Origin of the sequence: Streptomyces amakusaensis (assembly GCF_039532665.1) — a bacterium.
Lineage (GTDB): Bacteria > Actinomycetota > Actinomycetes > Streptomycetales > Streptomycetaceae > Streptomyces > Streptomyces amakusaensis.
Genome location: NZ_BAAASB010000009.1, coordinates 95,039 through 115,367 on the forward strand (window position 1 = coordinate 95,039; position 20,329 = coordinate 115,367).

At 69.7% G+C, this 20,329-nt stretch carries 16 protein-coding genes; 6 read left to right on the top strand and 10 right to left on the bottom strand.

The features are described 5' to 3' along the window. Positions 1–53: 53 nt before the first annotated feature. The 5 genes from ABD371_RS17715 to ABD371_RS17735 all read right to left on the bottom strand — a co-directional run bounded on the left by ABD371_RS17715 (position 54) and on the right by ABD371_RS17735 (position 6,008). A complete protein-coding gene (locus tag ABD371_RS17715; protein WP_344477986.1) occupies positions 54–1,508 on the bottom strand; it encodes a YVTN family beta-propeller repeat protein in 1,455 nt (484 codons plus the stop codon). 373 nt (positions 1,509–1,881) lie between these two features. Then, positions 1,882–3,225, bottom strand: coding sequence for an allantoinase AllB (allB, locus tag ABD371_RS17720; protein ID WP_344477988.1), 1,344 nt, complete (start codon positions 3,223–3,225; stop codon positions 1,882–1,884). A gap of 91 nt (positions 3,226–3,316) precedes the next feature. Beyond that, complete coding sequence (locus ABD371_RS17725) at positions 3,317–3,790, bottom strand: GNAT family N-acetyltransferase (RefSeq protein ID WP_344477989.1); 474 nt, start codon at positions 3,788–3,790, stop codon at positions 3,317–3,319. After that, on the bottom strand, positions 3,790–4,836 hold the full coding sequence (locus ABD371_RS17730) for a malate dehydrogenase (RefSeq protein ID WP_344477991.1): 1,047 nt from the start codon (positions 4,834–4,836) through the stop codon (positions 3,790–3,792). Before ABD371_RS17730 ends, ABD371_RS17725 begins: the two co-directional genes overlap by 1 nt. Beyond that, positions 4,833–6,008, bottom strand: a complete 1,176-nt coding sequence (locus ABD371_RS17735; RefSeq protein WP_344477993.1) for an FAD-dependent oxidoreductase — start codon at positions 6,006–6,008, stop codon at positions 4,833–4,835. The genes ABD371_RS17730 and ABD371_RS17735 overlap by 4 nt, the downstream gene beginning before the upstream one ends. A 565-nt stretch (positions 6,009–6,573) precedes the next feature. Here ABD371_RS17735 and ABD371_RS17740 point away from each other — a divergent pair. After that, entirely contained in the window at positions 6,574–6,894 is a 321-nt protein-coding gene (locus tag ABD371_RS17740) for a thioredoxin family protein (protein ID WP_344477995.1), read from the top strand. Between the two features lie 236 nt (positions 6,895–7,130). Here ABD371_RS17740 and ABD371_RS17745 read toward each other — a convergent pair whose 3' ends face one another. From ABD371_RS17745 to ABD371_RS17755, 3 genes are all read right to left on the bottom strand, one after another. Further along, on the bottom strand, positions 7,131–8,708 hold the full coding sequence (locus ABD371_RS17745) for an AMP-binding protein (protein ID WP_344477997.1): 1,578 nt from the start codon (positions 8,706–8,708) through the stop codon (positions 7,131–7,133). 376 nt (positions 8,709–9,084) lie between these two features. Continuing rightward, positions 9,085–9,624, bottom strand: coding sequence for a hypothetical protein (locus ABD371_RS17750; RefSeq protein WP_344477999.1), 540 nt, complete (start codon positions 9,622–9,624; stop codon positions 9,085–9,087). Further along, entirely contained in the window at positions 9,621–10,643 is a 1,023-nt protein-coding gene (locus ABD371_RS17755; RefSeq protein ID WP_344478001.1) for an amidohydrolase family protein, read from the bottom strand. Before ABD371_RS17755 ends, ABD371_RS17750 begins: the two co-directional genes overlap by 4 nt. Positions 10,644–10,986: 343 nt before the next feature. Here ABD371_RS17755 and ABD371_RS17760 point away from each other — a divergent pair, with 343 nt between their 5' ends. The 3 genes from ABD371_RS17760 to ABD371_RS17770 all read left to right on the top strand — a co-directional run bounded on the left by ABD371_RS17760 (position 10,987) and on the right by ABD371_RS17770 (position 14,728). Continuing rightward, positions 10,987–12,549 (top strand): alpha/beta fold hydrolase, encoded by a 1,563-nt coding sequence (locus ABD371_RS17760; protein WP_344478002.1) that lies wholly within the window; start codon positions 10,987–10,989, stop codon positions 12,547–12,549. A gap of 80 nt (positions 12,550–12,629) precedes the next feature. Beyond that, positions 12,630–13,328: a response regulator transcription factor gene (locus tag ABD371_RS17765; protein WP_344478004.1), complete on the top strand. Its 699-nt coding sequence runs from the start codon at positions 12,630–12,632 to the stop codon at positions 13,326–13,328. Further along, positions 13,328–14,728 carry a HAMP domain-containing sensor histidine kinase gene (locus tag ABD371_RS17770; protein ID WP_344478006.1) on the top strand — a complete coding sequence of 467 codons (1,401 nt, stop codon included), beginning with the start codon at positions 13,328–13,330 and terminating at the stop codon, positions 14,726–14,728. Before ABD371_RS17765 ends, ABD371_RS17770 begins: the two co-directional genes overlap by 1 nt. 419 nt (positions 14,729–15,147) lie before the next feature. On the opposite strand, the gene ABD371_RS17775 is transcribed toward ABD371_RS17770, so the two are convergent. Continuing rightward, positions 15,148–16,485: a class I SAM-dependent RNA methyltransferase gene (locus ABD371_RS17775; protein ID WP_344478009.1), complete on the bottom strand. Its 1,338-nt coding sequence runs from the start codon at positions 16,483–16,485 to the stop codon at positions 15,148–15,150. 135 nt (positions 16,486–16,620) lie between these two features. Then, positions 16,621–18,669 (bottom strand): APC family permease, encoded by a 2,049-nt coding sequence (locus tag ABD371_RS17780; RefSeq protein WP_344478011.1) that lies wholly within the window; start codon positions 18,667–18,669, stop codon positions 16,621–16,623. 210 nt (positions 18,670–18,879) lie between these two features. Here ABD371_RS17780 and ABD371_RS17785 point away from each other — a divergent pair, with 210 nt between their 5' ends. Next, the gene (locus ABD371_RS17785; protein ID WP_344478013.1) at positions 18,880–19,548 is read left to right on the top strand and encodes a potassium channel family protein; all 669 of its coding nucleotides are present in this window, start codon (positions 18,880–18,882) and stop codon (positions 19,546–19,548) included. Further along, positions 19,548–20,216 (top strand): potassium channel family protein, encoded by a 669-nt coding sequence (locus ABD371_RS17790; protein WP_190123745.1) that lies wholly within the window; start codon positions 19,548–19,550, stop codon positions 20,214–20,216. The genes ABD371_RS17785 and ABD371_RS17790 overlap by 1 nt, the downstream gene beginning before the upstream one ends. Positions 20,217–20,329: the final 113 nt, after the last annotated feature.

The window sequence follows — 20,329 nt, forward strand, 5'->3', positions numbered from 1 at the left end:
CCCGGCATCCGCGCAGGGGCCGGGACCAGCGGTCGGGTGCTTCAGTGGTTGTTCTATGCGCAGTTGATGATGAGGGGGGTGAGGGCGGTGCAGGTGCGGGTGGCGGTGTCGTTGGCCGAATTGGGGTCGGCCGGGGAGGACGTGGTGCGGGTCGCGGTGACGGTGTAGGGGGTGCCCAGGCTCAGGAGCGCGACCGGGACCTGGAGGCGGCGGGTTGTCGACGCGCCGGGCGCGAGGGTTCCGGTGGTGCAGGTGGCGGTCGCGCCGGTGACGGTGCAGTCGGGGCTGGTGGCGGTCAGCGGAGTGGGCAGAGCCGCGGTGACCGTCGCGGAGGTGAGGGCGTGCGGGCCGTCGTTCGTGAGGGTGAGGGTGTAGTTGATGCGTCCGCCGAGGCCCGGGGCGGGGGTGGCGGCGAGCTGAACCCTCAGGTCCGCGGTCGGCACCGTGCCGACCGTGATGCCGTTGGGGCTGCTGCCGACGCTCACGGTGGTGGTGACGGAGGGTACGGAGGTGTCGACCACCGACACGGAGGAGCCGTTGTTGTTGGTGACGTAGGCACGGTCACCGCTCGGGGACAGGGCCACCCCAACGGGGCGTGAGCCCACCCCGGTGGTGCCGGTGACGGTGTTGGTGGCCGTGTTGATCACGGCCAGGGAACCGGTGGCCGCGTTGACGGCCGTATAGGCGCGGCTGCCGTCGGGTGAGACCGCGATGCCGTACGGGGTTCCGCCGGGGATCGGGATGTTGGTGACGACGGTGTTGGTGGCGGTATTGATCACCGCGACGGTGTTCGCGCGTGACCGGGAGACGTAGAGGCGGGAGCCGTCCGGGGAGACGGCGACCCGCTCTGGGAAGTTGCCGACGCCGATGGTGGAGGTGACGGTGTTCGTGGCGGTGTCGATCACGGACACCGAGCCGGTGGACCGCGCGACGTAGGCCCTGGATCCGTCGGGGGAGAGCGCGATGTCGGAAGGGCTCGCCACGGTGACCGTGGCGGTGACCGTGTTGGTGGCGGTGTCGATGACGGACACCGTCCCGGTATCGGATCCGGGGCCCCGGCTGCCGATGTAGACAGTGCCCCCGCCGGGGTGAACCGCGACCGGGCCCGGGTCGATGTCGACACCGACGGTGGAGGTGACGGTGTTCGTGCTTGTGTTGATCACGGAGACGGTGTCGTCGTACGCGTTGGCGACGTACGCGCGGGTGCCGTTGGGCAGCAGCGCGATCGACCGCGGGCCGTTACCCACGGCGATGGTTCCGGTGACCGTGTCCGTGGCGGTGTCGATGACGGACACCGAGTCACTGCTGAAGTTCGCCGCGAGGGCCGCGGTGACAGGGGCCGCCGCGGCGGAAGTACCGGCGTGCGCGGGTATGGAGAAACCCGAGACACCGGCCACCGCCAATAGCAGAGCCGCGGCCGCGGAACCGGGCACCCGCACGGGCGAGCGGGACGTACGGGGTGTGCGAAGCCGTGCCATGAAAGGGTCCATCCTCTCGTCGGACAACATCGTCGTGACCGGGGCGACCCCCCAGGGGTCACGCCGGTTCAGGACACACTCCACGCAATCCCACCCGTGCCTGTTGTCAGTTCATCGGGTAATTCACCCGTGAGAGTGAACGGTCTGTGCCCCCTGCGGCTTGCCACACGCACGGACACGGCACCGGAACGCCGCTGCCGGATCGGCCGGCCGCCCGCGTCGGCAGCGCGGCCACGGGTACCACGAGCGGTCTTCGGAGCGAAGGGCGACGCGCCGCCGCTCGGCCTCCGTCCCGTACGGACGGTCCCGCTCCCGCAGCCTCGCTTGCCACTGCCCGCGGGCACAGCGCGCCTGCGCGGTGCAGCGGTTTCGGGATGGCGGAGTTCACGGCATGCGGATCGGCTTACTCGGACCTGTGCGGGCGTGTCAGCAGTGCGCCGCGGGGATGACGGAAATCGATGGGCTGCCCGCGCAGCCATGTCTGGCGGACCACCCCGTACAGGGTTTCGCCGGCATAGGCGGTCACCGGCAGGAGGTGAGCGAGCTTCGCCGGGTCAACGGTGAATGTCTCGTCCGGGGCCAGGAAGCAGAGGTCCGCGTCATGGCCGGGTGCGATGAGCCCTTTGGCGGGCAGCCCGGCGAGTTGAGCGGGCCGGGTCGACATCCAGTACGCGATCTCGGGCAGCGAGACCTGCCGCTGCCGTGCCGCTGTCCATGTGGCCGCCAGGCTGATCTGGAGCGAACTGATGCCGCCCGGAGCGGCGGCGAAGTCACCGCCCTCGATGCGTTTGCCTGGAGCGGGAAACGGCGAGTGGTCTGATACGACCATGTCCAGCTCTCCTCGTCGTAGGCATTCCCAGAGCCGTGTGCGATTCTCGGTGTTTCGTATCGGCGGACAGACCTTGAAGACCGTGGCGCCGTCGGTGATGTCGTCTGCGCTGAGTGCGAGGTAGTGGGGGCAGGTCTCCGCGGAGATCGTGATGCCGTCGCTCCGGGCCCGGGCGATCAGCGCTGCCGAGTCGGCGTCCGAGACGTGCACGATATGCAGCCTGCCGTGCTTGATGCGGGAAGCGATGTCGATGACGCGTTCGACTGCCTTGGTTTCCGTCTCCGGCGGGCATCGGGTCAGGTATGCGTGGTAGTCGCTCACGGGAGAGGGGTCCGGGTGGAAGTGGCAGGGGTCTTCGGCATGGACCAGCAGCGTCGCGCCGATCGATCCCAACTCTGCCATCGCGGCTGCGGTCTCTGCCGTATTGAGGGGTGGGAATTCTTCCATCCCCGTGTCCGTCAGAAAGCATTTGAATCCGAGTGCTCCCGCGTCGTGCAGATCCCGCAGCATGTGCATGTTGTAGGGGGTCACCCCTGCCCAGAACCCCACATCCACATGGCAGCGCCCCGCCGCGGCCCGCCTCTTCTCCTCAAGGGCGGGAACGGTGACCGTTACGGGAAGGCAGTCCAGGGGCATGTCGACGAGTGTGGTGATCCCCCCTGCGGCGGCGGCGCGAGTGCCGGATTCGAAGTTCTCCCACTCGGTGCGCCCCGGGTCCTGGAGGTGTACGTGCGTATCCACCAGACCTGGCAGTACGACGATGTCGTCCGGCAATCTGACATCGGCTTCCGCCGGGATGGCCGCCTCGATGTCCTCCACCAGCACAATGCGGCCTTCCGAGATGCTGATTGCCGCAGGAACCTCTCCCTCGGAGGTGATGACACGTGAGGCACGGACCACCCTGCTGATGCCCACCATGCCCCGCCATCTCCTTCGGTGGAGGTTGGTCTTTCCGGTCCGCCCCGTTGCGGCGAGATCAATTCAAGGGACGGCTGAGCCCGTCGACCCCCTAGAGTGCGCAGGAAAATTCCAGTTCGTCGTGATGGCCGATGCCGGATTCCCCGATCACGGGAATCCTCGGTTTCGCCTCCCGGGCGATGTCGACTGCTCCGCGTCGTACCCTGTCGATGCGAAAACCACGGCGCTGGAGCAGTTTCATCGCTGTGAGCTGGTCATTGGTGACCGTGGCCAGCACTCGCCGCACGCCGCTTCCCCGCGCATCGGCCATGAACGCGTCGATCAGCGTCCCGCCCACGCCCTGCCCGGGTGCCAGCGCGTCGAGGGTCAGCAGTTCGATCTCACCGTCTCCGTCGGACCAGGTCAGCACACCCAGCAGGGCATCGTCTCGGACCGCCATCAGACCGGGCAGGCCGATGAGGTCGAACCTGGTGTAGTGCTTGATGATGAACGATCCGTCCCAGCGGTCGGTGAGGAGGGGGAGCAGCTTCTCCCAGTCGGGCGTGGTGATCTTCTTGATGGCCATCACGAGTTCGATTGCCCTCTTCTCTCCCTTTCGGGCGCATCCTGCTCGGACGCGGTCAACAGTGGTGCGAGGATCTCCCTCTGTTCGGCCCTCAAGATCTTTGCCGCTGCGGCCAGAGCCATGTATTCCTCTTCGGGCAGAGCCAGTTCAACGATCTCCTGAACCCCATTCCTTCCCAGCCGGGCAGGAACACCGAGCCAGGCGTCGCGAATTCCGTAGGCACCTTCCAGGTAGGCGCACACAGGAAGGGCTGTTTCGTTGTCGTCCTTCACTGCGCGCACCATGCGGGCCGCAGCGGCCGACGGCGCGTAGAAGGAAGAATGGGTGTTGAGCATTCTCGCGACGTCGGAGCCTCCCCGGCGTGTCGCGGACACCGCAGTGTTGAGCTGCGCGCCGTCGAGCATCGAGGTGAGGGGCACGGCATCGACGGTGGCTGAGGACAGCAGCGGCATCATGGACCGGTCGTGCGCATGTGAGCCCACGACGATGGCATTCACGGATGACCGGAGAACGCTCAGCTGCTCCGCCACGAAATCGGCGAACCTGGATGTGTCCAGCAGGACTGACTGGCCCATGACGCGGCGGGGAGGAAACCCGGTGGCCTCATGGGCGATCGCCGTCATGACATCGACGGGATTGGTCATGACGATGACGACGGCGGAGGGCGCACCGTGGGCGATCAGCCCGCCTGAGCTGCGGACGATGGGCTCGTTCGCTCGGATCAGCTGCTTCACGGACCAGTGAGGTTCGGGGACCGCGCCGGCGGCGATCACCACGATCTCGGCGTCGGCGATCAGCTCATGGTCATGATCACCGATGCGTATCGTCCGCCCCACCACAGTGGTTTCGAATCCGACGATGGCCCGTGACTGATTGATGTCGAGGGCGATCCCCTCGGCAAGGCCGTCGATGACATCGACGAGGAGTACGGTCTCGAAGACATCGGACTCGGCGACGCGCTGGGCCGTCATCCGTCCGCACTGGCCGGCACCGATGACGGCGACGGTGCCCCGGCGCTCCTGCGCTTCGGTGGTCGGTGTGGTCACTTAGACGTCACCGCCCGTGCCGGCGCCCGCACCGCCCGATCGCGGAGCCAGCGCGACAGTGGGTTTCGGGTCTGCCCTCGGAAGCCGATCCGCCGTGAGTCCCGCATCGCCCGGTACGCACAGTCCCGGCGATTCGTTTCGTAGTCCGAAAACGCGTCGGCCAGGTCACTGCCGTGGCTGCCCAGGGACTCGGCCAGGACGACCGCGTCCAACAACGCCTGGTTCGTGCCCTGTCCGAGGAACGGTGACATCGGATGAGCCGCGTCGCCCATCAGCGTCACGGCGCCGCGGGACCAGCCGGTCCTTCCGGGGCGATCGTGCAGCGCGGTCACGATCATGTCCTCCGGACGGGCCGCGGCGATGATCTCCCTGACACACGTGGGCCACCCCCAATCGCGGGCCAGCAGATTTCTCCGCAGGTTCACACGCTCTCTCAGCACCGGGTGGGAGGAGCGCAGGGTCACGTCCCAGTAGAGGATGTCCGGCCCCAGCGGCGAGCAGAACACCTGATGACCCCGGCCGAACAGGACGAATCCGCCCCACAGGCGGGGATCGTCGTGGACCAGACGGACAACCGATCTCACCGAGGTGAGGCCCATCGGTCTCGGACCGCCGTCGGCGAGGAGCTGGCGGCGGACCACGGACCGCATCCCATCGGCTCCGATCAGCACGTCCGCCGCGAAGTCCTGAACGTCCGGATCCCTGGACAAGGGCGGCTGGCAGAGACTGCCGGTACGCGTGCCGATTCGCTTCTCGGTGACGAAGACCTGTAACGAGGAGCCCGACTCGGCGTACTGGAGAAAGGTGCTGCCCAGTCGTATGCGAGTCCTTTCGGACCTCTCATGAAGCAATCGGCGGAGTTCTGCCCGCCGAATGGTGACCGAGCGCTCGGAAGGTGCGGGAACCCACTCCCTGATGGTGGCTCCATCGCCGGCGAGAACGAAGGTCGGAGTATCGTCGGGGATTGCGTATCCGGCTGCCGTCACCACGGCGCGAAATCCGGATTCGATGCGGTCCAGAGCGTCCAGACCGTTCGGGTGCAGAACCAGTCCCGATCCCTCGGTGGTGATGTGCGCACGCCGCTCGTGGACGATGTAGTCGGCGTCGTTGCGTTGAAGGATGGCGGCCAGGGCCAGCCCGCCGATGCCCGCACCGATGATGACAGTCCTCAATGCCCACCACCCTCACTCGTCACGTTCAGGGCATGGAACTCGACGAAATCGAATGCTGACACATCCGAGTCGTCGGCCGATGTGAATGTGGCGCACGAATCCTCGGTGGTCGACAGAAGTGAACGGCTCCACAACGGTAGGAAAGAGTGCCGCGAGCGTCAACAGGCCCCACTCTCCACCCCACCGGCTGCGGGCGAGATGCGACAGGTCTCGCGGGGCGGGCCGGTGATTGCCCGGGCTCATGTGGGTTCGCGGTCGGCGGTGGGCGATGAACAGCTGCGGGTCGGTGGCTCCGGTGAGGGTGGCTGGTCGGTGGTGGGGTTGCTGCAGACGAGGACGGCGGGGGTGTCGCCGCTGAGGTGGTCGGGGCCGGCGAGACGTCGCCCCCGAGACCCCAAGGGGGCTGGGGCAGCGCGTCTGCCTTCCGGACCGCGGCACCGACGCTCCGACCGGTGAGCCCACCTGCGCGGTGCGATCAGCGTGCGTTCTTGACAGGCGTGTCATGCGTGAAAACCTCACCAGGTTGCCTCTTTCACGGCTGACCGGAACAGATCGGAGTCACGCAATGGCCCTTGTCACCGTCACCGACGCCTCGTTCGACACGGCGGTTCGCCAAGCCGGTGAGCCCGTACTGGTCTACTTCTGGGCGGAATGGTCAGGGGCCTGCAGAATGATGACGCCCACCCTGGAGGCGATCTCGGCCGAGTACGCCGCGAAGCTCACCGTGGCGGCCCTCAACATCGACCGCGACCCCGCCACGCTGCCCCGCTACCAGGAGACCGCGATTCCCGCCATGCTGCTGTTCAGGAACGGCGCCGTCGCCGGCAAGAGGATCGGCCCGCACAGCAAGGCCCAGATCCAGGAATTCCTCGACTCCCACCTGTGACCGGCGCCCCGACCGGGCCCACGGGATCGGCTGCCTCCGCCTCCGCGCCGTAAGTACGGACGCGCGAGGCGGAGGCCCGGCCGGAGTGGGCAGGGCCCGCTTCGGAGGACGGACGAGCGGCACGGCGAAGGGGAAGGCATAGACCGGTTGCGTACGCGCTGTCTGGCCCGCGCCCGGTCCGCTTCCCTCCGGGCCCGTGGTCCGGCTTCCTCAACGACGTTGCCCGGGAAGGCTGGTCAGCTCAGGGTGCCGGCCCCGGACCGCAGGAGTTTTTTGTCGGGCTTGCCCGCGTCGGTCAGTGGAAGGGCGCTGGTGAAATCGACGTGGTCGGGCACGTACATCGCGCCCCGGCCATCGCGCACCCAGGTTCGGAGCTCGTCCGCGGTGACGGTGGTATCAGGGGCGGTGACGACCGTGGTGTGGATGCGTTCGTGACCGCCGTCGCCCTTGACCCCGTAGACGGCGCTCTGTCGCACCGCGGGGTGGGTGTTGAGGAAGTCTTCGAGTTCGGTGGTGTACACATGGCCGCCGACGACTGCGATCATGTCCTTGATCCGGTCGACGACGGTGAGGTAGCCGTGTTCGTCGAGGGTGCCCAGGTCGCCCGTGAATACCCAGCCGTCGCGCAGGACCTGGGCGGTCAGTCCGGGGTTCTTCCAGTAGCCCTCGAACGCCCTGTCGGAGCGGACGCAGATCTCCCCGGCCTCGCCCAGTGGCAGTACACGGCCGGTCTGGTCACGGATCTCGACTTCGACGCCCGGGACGGGCCGGCCGGCCGTGCGCAGGATGTCGAGGCGGTCGGGGTCGTGTTCGGCGGCGGGCAGAATGCTGACGGCGCCCGCCTCGAACTGTCCGTACCCCTGTTGGAGGACGGGGCCGAAGCGGCGCACGGCCTCGGCGATGCGTGCCGGGGACGAGGAGGTGCCGCCGTAGGTGATCTGCCGGAGGCTGGAGGTGTCCGTGTCCTCGGCGGCGGGGTGGTCGAGGATCTGGTAGAGCAGTGGGGGCAGCAGCATCATGTTGGTGATGCGCTCGCGGGTGATCGTGTCGAGGACCTCGGCCGGGTCGAAGGCGTAGTGCAGCACGACGGTGCCGCCCGCGGCGAGCGTGGCGTCCGCGATGAACCCGGCGGCATGGGACAGCGGCGTGCACACCAGATCGCGTCGGCCTGCTCCGCTGAACAGCAGCCTTGTCTGCTCGATGCCGCCCTGCATGCGGCCGAAGGTGGACCGGACGCCTTTGGGGTGGCCGGTCGTGCCGCCCGAATGCCGGATGAAACATAGATCCTCCGGGCTTGCGGCACTGGCTATCGGCGCATCGGGCTGATGCGCGGCGAGAGCGAGGAGATCCTCACCCGCCGCCGTTGCGCCATCCCGGTTTTCCCCGGTTCCGGGGACGTCTCCGAGGAGCAGGACGTGTTCCACCGGAGGCACCGTCCGGAGCAGCTCGGCGGCCCGGTCGGCCAGCCGGGGGTCGACGACGAAGGCGTACGTCTCGACATCGGCCATCATCAGGGCCTGCACATCGGACGCGAGCCGGTTGTAGAGGTGGTTGAAATGCGCACCCAGCAGGTTGACCGCATAGCGCACCGCGATGGTCTCGGGCAGATTCCCGCACAGCAGGGTCACGGTCCGCCCGGGGCCGACCCCGCGCTCGCGCAGCGCCCTCGCCAGCCGGTGTACCAGAGACCGGAATTCGTCCGCCCTGATGCGGCGCTCGCCGCTGATGAGGATCTCCGTGCCCGGCCCGCGGGCCAGACCGTCGAGGATGATCTCCACATAGTTGCGGAACGGTGGTTGGGCTGTCGACGTCATGCTTCCCCTTCCCTCTGAACAGCACGCACCCGCGAAGGCGCCCATCATGTCGAGCGGCCCGCCTCCGGGACCGAGATCCTGCCGCAGCCCCCCGGGTTCACGGGGTTGGCCCGTAGGGCGACCGCACACGAGGTTACGGCGTGGCTGTATGCAACGACGTTGCCCGGTATGCCCATTGACCCCGGAGATTCTCTCGGCGAAGTGGAGTGAACCACCGCTCCTCCGAAGGCGAAGCGGACGAGTCACACGAGATCGCAGCCGCATGTGAAGCCCTGCTTGGACAGCTCCCCGCGGCCGGCCGCGGGCTCGCCGCAGGAGCGGTGCGCACCTGTTCCCCGGGGGGAGGGAGGCGTACTCCGTCCGGTGCTGCTGTCGGTCACGGGCGGGTGAGGGTCCAGGTGTCGAGGCCGTTGAGCGTGGTCAGGCCCTGGGGGGTGGAGCAGGCGGAGAGGTCGAGGTTGGGGAAGGTGATGGTCTGGGTCACCTCGGCGCCGGCGAGGGTTCCGGAGGTGATCGGTCCGGTGGAGGTGCCGACCTTGGTGCCGTTCACGTTGGAGAAGCTGTTGGTGTACGCCCAGGTGCTGGTCGTTCCGTCGCTCCAGTGCAGGGTCTCGGTGCCGGAGCCTCCCGCGAAGAGGCTTGTGCAGGACTGGGTCGCCGTACCGGAGAACGGGGCGACGAATCCGGTGAGCTGCGGGTGGGTCGGGCTCACGCACAGGTTCGCGGTGTCCTGGCCGCTGACGGACACGGTCCGCTCCGTGTTGGTCAGGCCGGGCGAAAAGGCGACGGTGGTGCTGCCGGCGCAGGTCACCAGGGCGGGCGACGCACTCGCCGCCGCCGGAGCGGCGGGGGCTGCGGCGACGGTCGTGAGGGCGATCACCAGCGCGCCGGCGGCCATTGGGATTCTCTTTGTCATGGGAAGCGCTCCGTGGCTTTCGGGGACAGGTGCGGCCGGGAAGGCGTACCTCCCGCACGGATTTCCGTACGGACGCCGATGCCAAGGCCGACGATTCGCTCTGTGACTGCCCGTCCTGCACGCGGTCCACGCGGAGCAGCGGTCCGGTCTGCCTCAACGGATGACGCCGCGCCGGCTCTCCCGCCCTGCGGCACGGTGCTCATGCCCCGCTGGAGTGTTCGTCTCCCGGCGCGCAGGGCAGGAAGCACGCCGGCCCGGGTGCTCGCCGTGTCATCCCTTCCGGGCGTACCCTCCGCACGGTGCCGGTCCGTGCCTGCGGGGCGCCGTGCCGTCGCCGCCGCTGTGCGGGCTCGTGCGGCCTTTCCGGCCGCCGTGCCCTCCTCGTACACCGGCACACCGTTCACCAGGGGCAGCCGCACCTCCGTACCGCTGATCTCCGGCACCGGAACCCGGCTCACATCGCGCTCCAGGAGTACGAGAACGGCGGCCCGGCCCCGGCCTCGGGTCAGGGTCCCGGTGCGGTGGTCCGCGCGCAGTTGCCGCGCGGCGCCGGTGGTGTGCATCCGAAGCGCCGATGTCCGGGCGACGCCCTCGCGCTCGGGGCGCAGGGGTCCCTCGGAGTCAACCCCTTCCCGGTCGATCGCGGTACGGATCTGGCTCCAGACGCCGAGCGGAGCCATGGGACAGTCGGACCCGCCCGCGAGCAGCGCGCCGTGTCGTTCCAGGCTCCGCGCGGGGAAGAGCCGGCGGTGCCGCTCGGGCCCCATGTACGGCAGGAGGGCGTCCACCGTCCAGGTGTCCCGCACCGCCCACTGGAGCTGCATCGAGGCCACCACGCCGAGACGGGCGAAGCGCCGGAGGCCGTGGGGGTGCACGAGCTGGAGGTGGCTGATGCTGTGCCGGTTGTCGTGCCGTCCGCCCGCGCGCAGCGCGACCTCGTACCCGTCCAGGGCCACCCGTACGGCGCGGTCGCCGATCGCGTGGGCGTGGATCTGCCGGCCCTTACCGTCGAGCAGCACCGCGAACCGGGCGAAATCGGCGGGTTCGAGCTGAAGCTGCCCCCAGTGGCCCGTCGGGCACCGCTCGCCGTCGAGACAAGGGCTCCAGGAGAGCGGCGGTCCGGGCCGGATACTCCATCACCCCGTCCACGAACACCTTCGCCGTCCGCAGACCGATCCCGGGGACCTCGGCCGACTGCGGGAGCCGGGAGCGGAGCTGGTGCTCCCATAGTCCCTTCCGCATTCTTACGTGGCTCTGTCATTGCTCTGCCGTCGCTGTGAAACCTGCCCGGCAATGTCGTCCTCGCAGCCGAGGGCAGCGCGGCGGGGAACGGCCTCGCCGGAACGGACACAAGGAGTGGACATGAGGCTTGGGAACGACGGAAGGGCGCGGCGGGCGGGGCTGGCCGTCGCCGTCACGGCGCTGCTGGCAACCACCGCGGCCATGCTGCCCGTGGGCGGAACGGCGGCTTCGGCAGCTCTCGCCGCGCCTCGGGCCGCGGCCGCCCCGGCGTGGTGCCCCACCGTCCCCGGGCACCGGGTCGACTGCGACACGCTGGACCGTCCGCTGGTCGCGGGCCAGTCCGCTCTGGGGAAGGTCAAGGTGAGCTACGCGGTCGTACGGCACAGTGCACCCGGCGCCGCCAAGGGCACCGTGGCCATCAACACCGGAGGCCCCGGCGAGGTCGCCATCGAGCGGGCTCCCGTCTTCGGACACGTACTCGGCGACCTGCTCAAGGACCACGATCTCCTCCTCGTCGACCCACGCGGCACCGGCCGCTCCGAGCGGATCCCCTGCGGGGTGACCGACGCCGAATACCGCTTCGGCACCCGCGCCCAGCAGCGCGACGCCGTGAAACGGTGTGCCGCCAACCTCGGCCCCAAGGCCGCCGCGTACACCAGCGCGGCCACCGCCGACGACATCGACGCCGTCCGCGCCCGCCTCGGCGTGCCCCAACTCTCCCTGTACGGGCTGTCGTACGGCACGTACCTGATGCCCGTTTACGCCTCCCGGCACCCGGAGCGGGTCCGCTCGATCGTGCAGTCGGGCGCCTACCCCCTCGCCTTCGACCCGCTGGCACGCCCCCAGGCCCAGGCCGTCTCCACAACTCTGCGCCGGGTGTGCGACCGCAGCGTCCCGGCCGCCTGCGACGGGAAGCAGGCCGTACGGGATCTCGCGACCGTAGCCGCGCGGCTGCGGGACCGCCCGATGACCGTCCCGGTCACCACCGAGCATGGCACGTACTCCGTACGGTTCACCGAGGGCAAGCTCGCCAACCTGCTGTACGAGGCGGCCAGCCGCGAGGTCGGGGCGGCACCGGGCGAGCCCTCGCTGCTGGGACGGCTGCCCGGGGCGCTGAACCGGTTCGCCCACGGCGACGTGTCGGCGCTGCGCACGCTGATCCAGGAGGACGGCGCGTCCGGCGGTCTGGAGGACCAGGCCCCGTACATCGGCGTCGTGTGCAACGACTACCGCAAGCCTTGGTCGGCGAAGGCACCGCTGTCCGTGCGGTGGCGCCAGTACCGGGCGGCACTGGCGGGAGCGGACCGCGGTGAGCACGGCGCGTTCAGCGCCGAGGGCTTCAACGAGGGCCCCACGGACGGCGGGGACGTATGCATCGACTGGCCGCGCGAGAACACCGCGCCCGAGCCGCAGCCCACACACCCGAAACTGCCCGACGTCCCGGTCCTCGTGCTCTCCGGCGACCTCGACGCCAACACCCCCGACGCGAACGGGGTGCTGGCCGCACGGCAGTTCCGGGACAGCGGCTTCATCTCCGTGCCCAACACCGGTCATGTCCCGGAGTGGGAGCCGACCGGCTGCGTCACCGGCATATCCACTCGCTTCCTGCGCACCGGCGGCCCCGGCGACACGTCCTGTCTGCGCGGCCTGGCTCCGATCACGGTCGAGCCCGTACTCAAGTGACCCTGGAACACGGTGCGGGCAGCCGGCCGCACGAGCAGGCCGGCACCACGCCCGGGCCTGTCACCGGCGAAGATGATCACATGAGAGCCGCAATGGAACACCCTCGCACGGTGCTCGTCGCCGAGGACGATCCCGGAGTGCGCAGCACCCTGGACCAACTGCTGCGCTTCGAGGGCTACGAGGTGCTGCTGGCCGCCGATGGACTGGAGGCCCTGGGCCTCCTCGAACGGAAGCGGCCGGATGTCGCTGTGCTGGATGTGGGCATGCCGAACCTGGACGGCCTGGGCCTGTGCAGAATGCTGCGCAGGCGCGGCGACCGTCTGCCTGTACTTGTTCTGACGGCACGGCACGAGGTGGGCGACCGAGTGGCCGGACTGGACGCGGGGGCCGACGACTACCTCGCCAAGCCGTTCGCCACCGAGGAGCTCTTCGCCCGGATACGAGCGCTGCTGCGCCGCACCGAGCCTGCCGGGACGGGCGGAGCGCCGGCGGTCGCGGACCTGATCCTGGACCCGGAGGCGCGACTGGCGTTCCGCGGTGCCCGGCAACTCGACCTCACGAAGACCGAGTTCGACGTACTGGAACTCCTCCTCCGCCATCCGGGCGTGGTCCTCACCCGCTCCCAGATCTACGAGAGCATCTGGGGCTACGACTTCGACACCACCTCCCGTTCCCTGGACGTCTACATCGGCTACCTCCGCCAGAAGACCGAACAGGGCGGCGAGCCCCGGCTGATCCACACCGTGCGCAGCGTCGGCTACACCGTGCGGGCCTGCTGATGGCGCGCACGGCCGGCGCGGGCCGTCCGGGGCACGTCACACTCCGCAGCAAGATCACCGCAGTCGTCGTCATGGCCGCCGCGCTCGCCATGGCTCTCGCCGCCGTCATGTCGTACCGGGGCGTCAGCGACCTCGTCCGCGCCGAACTCGACCACGGCCTGGGGGACCGTATGCACACGGTCCACTCCCTGGTCGCCGCCGGTCTGACACCCCCGCCCCGGCCGGGCATGACGGACCAGGTCCTGTCCGACCGGGGGACCGTGCGCCGCCTCACCCCTGATGGCCCGCGCATTCCCGTCACGGCGTCCGCCCTGCGGGTGGCCCGGACGGGGCAGGGCGGGCGTGTGGAGGATCTCGTCGTCGACGGAATCGAGTACAGCGTCCTCACCCGGCCGCTGCCCGGCGGGGGCGCGGTCATGGTGGCGCAGAGCTACGAGGGCGCCGCCCGCGTCGACCACGCGTTCCTGTGGCGGGTCACCGGCACGACCGCCGCCGCCCTCGCCCTGTCCGCCCTGCTGAGCTGGTTCGTCCTGGGCCGGATCCTGCGGCCGGTCCGCAACCTCGCCCGCACCACCGCCCGCATCACGGCCACCCGCGACCTCTCCACCGATCTGCCACCGGCCGGCTCCGACGAGGTGGGCCAGCTCACCCGGAGCTTCGCCACCATGCTCACGGCACTGCGCCGCTCCCGGGACCAGCAGCACCGGCTCGTCCAGGACGCCAGCCACGAACTGCGCACCCCGCTCACCTCGGTACGCGGCAGCGCCGAACTCCTGCAACGGGCCCGCGGCAGACTCGCCCCCGAGGACGAGGAACAGATCCTGGCCACCCTGGTCGCCGAGACGGCCGCCCTCGACGACCTGGTGCGCGAACTCGTCGAACTGGCCACCGACCGGTACACCGACGAGGCCCCGGACACCGTCGATCTGACGGTCCTCGCCGAGGACACCGCACACCGCCACCGCGCCCGCACCGGCCGCACCATCACCGTCACCGCCGAAGCCCCCCTTCCGGTACGGGCCAGACCCCGGGCGCTCCAGCGCTGCGTCGACAACCTCCTCAGCAACGCGGTCAAGTTCAGCCCGCAGGACACCCCGGTCGCACTGCACGTCGAAGGCTGCCGACTGTCCGTACGCGACCGGGGCCCCGGCATCGACGCGGCCGACCGCGACGCCGTCTTCGACCGCTTCTACCGGGGCTCGCGTACCCAGGCCACCCCCGGGTCCGGACTCGGCCTGGCCATCGTGCACGACAGCGTCACGGCCGACGGGGGCACGGTGTTCGCGACGGACGCCGACGGCGGCGGCGCCGAAGTCGGCTTCGCCCTCCCACCGTACGAGCCCGGCCCGGACACACCGGCCGTCGGACGACGGCTCCGGAAAAGGAACCAGTCGGAATGAGGGATTCGCAGCGCCCCAGCCCTCCACAGGGTCCTGGAAGCCCGCTCGGCCGGGACGAATCCTTGGCGCCGCCGCCGCACCCTCGGCCGCTGTCTGAGCGCGGCAACCACCCGGCATCAGCTCCGCGCCGGATCGGGTACCTGAACCGGTATGGCGCGTGAGCGGGTGCGTCGGCCGCCTTCTCCCCGTCCCGGACGGGAAGAAGGGGCCGGTTCGCTGTCCGCCCATCGCAGCAGGGACGCCCACAGGAGAATTCTCCGAGCGTCAGCATCAACACTCAGTAACAGAAATCCGCTGGTCAGCGCGGCGCCGGACCATGATCAACGAGCGTCAAATGAGCGTCACGAGCGTCATTTCAGCGTCAAGATATCGCCCGTAACGCTCACAACGCACATAACGCACATCAGAAAAACCGCAGGTCAGGAGCCCTTTGCCGCCGGCTCCAGAATCGCCACGCACTCCACGTGGTGCGTCATCGGGAAGAGGTCGAAGGCCCGCAGCGTACGCGGCCGGTACCCCGCCTCGCGGAAGTAGCCGAGGTCGCGGGCGAGGGCCGCCGGGTCGCAGGCGACGTAGGCGATGCGGCGGGGGGAGAGGGCGGCGAGCTGGCGGACGGTCTGCTTGCCGGCGCCGGCGCGCGGGGGGTCGAGGACGATGAGGTCGGCCTCGGTGATCTGGGTGCGGGGGAGGACCTGGTCGACCTTGCCCTGTTCGACGCGGACGCGCTCCAGGTCGCGGAGGTTGTGGCGGGCGTCCTCGACGGCGCGCTTTGAAGACTCGATGCCGAGGACGGCGCCCTGGTCGCCGACGCGCTCGGCGATGGCACCGGCGAAGAGGCCGACGCCGCAGTAGAGGTCGAGGGCGGTCTCGCCCTTGCGGGGCATCAGGCCCTGCATGACGGCCTTGACCAGGACGTCGGCGGCCTGCGGGTGGACCTGCCAGAAGCCTCCCGAGCCGACGCGGTAGGTGCGGCCGTCGGCGCGCTCGCGGACGAAGGCGCGGCCGTGGACACGGTGGACTCCGCCGTCGCGCTCGTCGACGCGCATCACCGAGACGGGCTTGTCCAGCTCGACCAGGGGGAGCCGGCCGCCGGGGGCGGGGGTGAGGATGACCTGGCGGTCGCTGGAACCGGTGGCGGCGATCGCCTCGACGGAGGCCATCTGCGGCCAGACGCGCTTCTCGATGCCCAGCTCGCTGACGCCCGGAGCGGCGATCATGCAGTGGTCGACCGGCTCGACATCGTGCGAGCGGTGCTTGCGCAGACCGGCGCGGCCGTCCTCGTCGATCGCGTACTGCACCCGGGTGCGCCAGGCGGGCACCTCGCCGGCCGGGACCTTGTCACCGGGGGCGGGCATGACCGTGCCGTCCCAGCCGGCCTCCTCGGGGGTGAGCCCCGCGAGCCGCTGGAGCTGCTCGGCGATCACCTCGCCCTTGAAGCGGCGCTGCGCGCCGGGCTTCACATGCTGCCAGTCGCAGCCGCCGCACTTGCCCGGACCCGAGAACGGGCAGGGGGCCTCGATGCGGTCCTTGGCCGGCTCGATGATCCGGACCGCGTCGGCGCGCAGAAAGCGGGAGTCCTCGTCGCCGTCGGTGACCCGGGCGACGATCTTCTCGCCGGGCAGGGTGTGCCGTACGAAGAGCACCCGGCCGCCGTCGGTGCGGGCGATGCAGTGCCCGCCGTGCGCGACGGGGCCCACCTCGACCTCGTACTCCTCCCCGATGAGTGAGGAAAGCGAAGAATCGGAGGCGTTCTGCATGGCGGGGTGACTCCAGAGTTTCGATGTACGGGAGGTACGGGGGCGGACCGCGTCGGCGGTCGCGCGCGGGCTGCGGCGGGCCCGGAGGGAGGGACAGCCCACCAGTCTACGTCGGCGCGGAGGAACCGGCCGACGTCATGGGCGGGAGCTGGGCTCCCTGGGCCGCTCGTCCACCGGCCCCCGGCGCACGGCCCCCGGCGCGCTCCAGTTCTGGCGCTTGCGCGCCCGCTTCCGCGCGGCCTCCGAGGACACCAGCTGGTACGGCACCGAGGTCACCATCACGCCCGGGGTGAAGAGCAGCCGGCCCTTGAGCCGGAGCGCGCTCTGGTTGTGCAGCAGATGCTCGTACCAGTGCCCCACCACATACTCGGGGATCACCACGCTGACGACATCGCGCGGGCTCTCCCGCCGCAGCCCCCGCACATACTCGATCACCGGGCGGGTGATCTCGCGGTAGGGCGAGTCCAGGATCTTCAGCGGCACATTGATGCGCCGTCGCTCCCACTCGGCGCGCAGCGCCCTGGTCTCGGCCGGGTCCACATTGATGGAGAGCGCCTCCAGCTTGTCGACCCGCATCAGCTTGGCGTACGCCAGGGCCCGCAGGGTCGGCCGGTGGATCCGGGAGACCAGCACGATGGCGTGCACCCGGGACGGCCGTACGCTGTCGTCGCTCGGCCCGTCGGAGGCCGCGATCTCCTCGGCGACCCGGTCGTAGTGCCTGCGGATCGCGCTCATCGTGCCGTAGAAGATGAGCATGCCCAGCAGCGCCACCCACGCCCCGTGGGTGAATTTGGTGGCCAGCACGACGACCAGCACAAGGCCGGTGAAGAAGGCCCCGAAGGCGTTGATGGCCCGCGAACGGATCATGTGGCGGCGCTTCGCCGGATTCTTCTCGGTCCGCAGATGGCGGTTCCAGTGGCGCACCATGCCGGTCTGGCTGAGGGTGAACGACACAAAGACGCCGACGATGTAGAGCTGGATCAGTTTGGTGGAATCCGCGCCGTACACCCACACCAGGAGGGCGGCGGCCCCGGCGAGCAGCACAATGCCATTGGAGAAGGCGAGCCGGTCGCCCCGGGTGTGCAACTGGCGGGGGAGATAGCGGTCCTGCGCCAGTATCGAGCCGAGCAGCGGGAATCCGTTGTACGCGGTGTTCGCGGCGAGGAAGAGCACCAGGGCGGTGGCCGCCGCCAGGAGGACGAAGAAGAAGGTGCCGTCACCGAAGACGGCAGCCGCGACCTGCGAGATCACCGGGTCCTGTACGTACTCTCCGCCGACCGGGACCCCGTTGTGGAGGAGGTCCTCGGCGGGCCGCTCGGCCATCTTCACATCGGTGGCCATCGCCAGTCCGATGATTCCGCAGAACATGGTGACCGCCAGCAGTCCCATCAGCGCGAGCGTGGTCGCCGCGTTCTTCGACTTCGGCTTCCGGAAGGCCGGCACCCCATTGCTGATCGCCTCCACGCCGGTGAGCGCGGCACAGCCGGAGGAGAAAGCCCGCAGCAACAGAAAGACCAGTGCGAAACCCGCCAGTCCCTGATGTTCCGCCTTGATCTCGAAATCGGCGGTCGGGGCCTTCATCGTCTCGTCGAGCACCAGGCCTTTGTAGGCCCCCCAGGCGATCATCAAGAAGACGCCGGTGACAAAGACATAGGTCGGAATGGCGAAGAGCTTGCCCGACTCCCTGACCCCGCGCAGATTCATCACGGTCAGCAGCGCGATGATCACGACCGCGCACAGCACCTTGTTCTCGACCACGAAGGGGACCGCCGAGCCGAGATTCTCCACCCCGGAGGAGATGGAGACGGCCACGGTCAGCACATAGTCGACCAGCAGGGCGCTCGCGACCGTGAGACCGGCCTTGGGCCCCAGATTGGTGTTGGCGACCTCGTAGTCCCCGCCCCCGCTCGGGTAGGCGTGCACATTCTGGCGGTAGGAGGCGACCACGGTGAACATGAGCACCACGACGGCGAGGGCGATCCACGGGCTGAAGTGGTAGGCCGACACACCCGCGATGGAGAGCACCAGGAGAACCTCGCCGGGCGCGTACGCCACGGACGACAGCGGGTCGGAGGCGAAGACAGGCAGCGCGATGCGCTTGGGGAGGAGTGTTTCCCCCAGCCTGTCACTGCGCAGCGCCCTGCCGATCAGAATCCGTTTGGGCAGGTCGGTCAGTTTGGACACGGAGAGGATCGTAAGCGCTCGATAAGGGCGTCGCCCACCCACCACCCCCCGCGCTACGGCGGAATCTGACACTCCTCCCGATACCCGGTGCCCAGTCCCCACGGGGTATGTGTAGCTTGGGCGAAGGTCTGAGACCCTTTAAGCCAGAGCACCGTTAAATACTGAGCAAAGAAATGCCACGTCACGGCAGTGGCAGCCGGAAGGACGGTCGTGCACATCGTCATCATGGGATGCGGGCGAGTGGGAGCCGCTCTCGCGCAGACCCTGGAGCAGCAGGGGCACACGGTCGCGGTGGTCGACCAGGACCCCACGGCGTTCCGCCGGCTGGGCTCCTCGTTCGGGGGCCGCCGGGTCACCGGTGTGGGATTCGACCAGGACACCCTGCGCGAGGCGGGCATCGAGGAGGCGGGGGCCTTCGCCGCCGTCAGCAGCGGGGACAACTCGAACATCATCGCGGCCAGGGTCGCCCGTGAGATGTTCAACATCGAGAACGTCGCGGCCAGGATCTACGACCCGCGCCGCGCCGAGGTCTACCAGCGCCTGGGCATCCCGACCGTCGCCACGGTCCGCTGGACGGCGGACCAGATGCTGCGCCGGCTGCTGCCCTCCGGCGCGGAGCCGCTGTGGCGCGACCCGAGCGGCGCGGTGCAGCTCGCCGAGGTGTACACCTCGCCCGCGTGGATCGGTCACAAGGTCAGCGAGCTCCAGGACGAGACCGGTGTACGGGTCGCGTTCCTGACCCGGCTGGGCGAGGCGGTGCTGCCCACCTCGCAGACCGTCCTCCAGGAGGGCGACCTGGTGCACGTGATGATGCGGACGGGCGAGATCGAGAAGGTCGAGGCGTCCTTCGCCGAAGGCCCCGAGGAGGACGGTCACTGATGCGGGTCGCTATCGCGGGCGCGGGGGCGGTGGGCCGCTCCATCGCCGGGGAGCTGCTGGAGAACGGACACGAGGTCCTGCTGGTCGACAAGGCGCCGACCGCGATCTCGGTGGAGCGGGTGCCGAGGGCCGAATGGCTGCTGGCCGACGCGTGCGAGATCACCTCGCTCGACGAGGCCGCGCTCCAGCGCTGCCACGTGGTGATCGCCGCGACCGGCGACGACAAGGTCAATCTGGTCGTGTCGCTGCTGGCGAAGACGGAGTACGGGGTGCCCAGGGTGGTGGCCCGGGTCAACAACCCGAAGAACGAGTGGCTCTTCAACGAGTCCTGGGGCGTGGATGTGGCGGTCTCCACGCCGCGCCTGATGTCGGCGCTGGTGGAGGAGGCGGTGAGCGTCGGCGACCTCGTACGGCTCTTCCGCTTCAGCCACGGCGACGCCAACCTCGTCGAGCTGACGCTGCCGCCGGAGTCCGGGCTGGCCGGCACCCCCGTGGGGGATGTCGCCTGGCCGGAGGACACCTCGCTGGTCACGATCATCCGCGGCACCCGGGTGCTGACCCCGACCCCCGAGGAGACGCTGGAGGCCGGCGACGAACTGCTCTTCGTGGCCGCGCAGGCCCGGGAGGAGCAGCTGGAGGAGCTGCTCTCGGTACGCCGGGAGATGTAGCGCCCCGGTCTGCCGCCGCCGACCGCCCGGGGAGCCCGGGGAGCCGGGGGCACGCCGGGGGCGGGGCCCGCTCGGTATGCCCGGAAGGCACCGGTCCCACGCCCTCTCCGGGC